At 48.2% G+C, this 1725-nt stretch carries 1 protein-coding gene; it reads left to right on the forward strand.

What is annotated here, in order from left to right; genetic code table 11:
* The first annotated feature begins 299 nt into the window (after positions 1–299).
* Positions 300–1421, forward strand: coding sequence for a tyramine oxidase subunit B (locus tag WCO51_13540; protein MEI6514276.1), 1122 nt, complete (start codon positions 300–302; stop codon positions 1419–1421).
* The last annotated feature ends 304 nt before the right edge of the window (positions 1422–1725 follow it).

The raw sequence follows: 1725 nt of genomic DNA on the forward strand, positions 1-1725 counted from the left end.
GCTTAACCAAGATCAATCTGCTTTAAAGAACTCTGATTGCTTTTTTGAATGAATACCAATTTGGCAGTTGCCAGTTCTAAAACAAAGGGAATTCATTCTTGCGCGAGAATACATCTCTTCTATTTCTGTCGGCATCTAGCGACATGCTCTTGTGAGCCTGGCAGGTTTGCTCAATTGCCGTCTCGCCAGGAAGAGAAAAGAACTATCCGTATTGCCAGTTGTGGAGTAGTGCATAACCCCTGAAACGCATTTAGCATCTTCAGGGTATTCAATGTTAAATTGATTAGGAGAGATCGATCATGAACACCAGCATCAAGTTTCTGTACTTGTCCGAGCCTGACACTATAGCTGCCGGCGTCAATGAAGCGGCAAAATGTGTAGATGTCACTGAGGAAGTATTCAAATTGCTTGCTCAAGGCGATTATCTTATGGGAGGAAGCAATCACAACAGCCATGGGATGGGTGTTATTTTTCCAAAAGAAACTCGCTTTCCCAATATGCCTGTTGCCGGACCAGACCGTCGTTTTTTTGCGATGCCTGCATATTTAGGCGGCAGGTTTGATTGTTGTGGAAACAAGTGGTACGGATCCAACGCTGCCAATACCGCGAAAGGTCTACCCCGATCCATCCTGACAGTCATGCTCAACGACAAGGATACGGGCGCCCCGCTGTGCCTTATGTCCGCCAACCTGCTGAGTGCGGCGCGTACAGGTGCCGTCCCAGCGGTAGCAGCGCGTCACTTGGCAAGGAAGGATTCAAGCGTCGCCGCCATCATTGGGTGTGGCCCGATTAACAAGTCTTGCTTTACCCATATCATGACCCAGGTCAAAGGTATCAAGAAAGTCTATTGCTTTGATCTTTTCGAAGAAAAGACGAAGGCTATGGCTGCTTGGGCAGGAGCCACATACGATATCGAGGGTGTTGGATCAATGGATCTGCAGGAGACGCTCCGTGATGCAGATGTTGTGACTGTGGCCGCTTCGAGATTGAAGCCATTGCACATCAAGAATGAATGGCTCAAGAAAGGCTCGACAGTCCTGCTCTCAGGTCCTGCCCAGGGAGATAACGATTTCTGGATCAAGAACCGGATCGTACTTGACCATATCGGTCTGCACGAGGCGTATGTCGAAGAAGCAATTGCTTCCGGAGACAAGCAAAACTATTACAACGGAGTCATCGGCGGACCGATGTATCGCCTGATCGATGACAAATTGCTTCCGGATTTTCAAAGTTTCTCGTCGATAGGACAAATCATCCTAGGAGAAAAAGTCGGACGCAAGAGCGATGAGGAGAATTTTATATTCGTCGCGTGCGGCATGGCAGTATTTGACATTGGTTGGGGGTACGATGTCTATCAAACCGCACTGCAAAAAAATATCGGTCAGGAGTTGAAATTGTGGGATCAGCCCGCATTGGCCTGACCGGAGATAGATGGCCGAGCAAGTCTGACCCGCCTCAATAGCGATACCAAACACTCTGCCGAGTGTTTGGTATTTGGAGAACTGGAGTCGGTCAGAATCAGTTGACCAGAATACTCACCGCGATACTGGAAACTCAATCTCTTGGTGTGGAGTATCAGACGTTGAACCTTATTTCCAGAGCACGACTGCATTTTCCTTCGCAAAAAAACGGCCAGCATCAGCTGGCCGTTTTTCATCCAAAGGATGGAAATAAAATTACATGAACACTTCGGCGCGTTTGAGCAACTCGTCGAGACACGCTTCG

Source organism: bacterium, assembly GCA_037131655.1.
GTDB lineage: Bacteria > Armatimonadota > Fimbriimonadia > Fimbriimonadales > JBAXQP01 > JBAXQP01.

Excerpts from the sequence above, each read along its gene's own strand:
- WCO51_13540 (MEI6514276.1), top strand. The coding sequence starts at position 300 with ATGAACACCAGCATCAAGTTTCTGTACTTGTCCGAGCCTGACACTATA.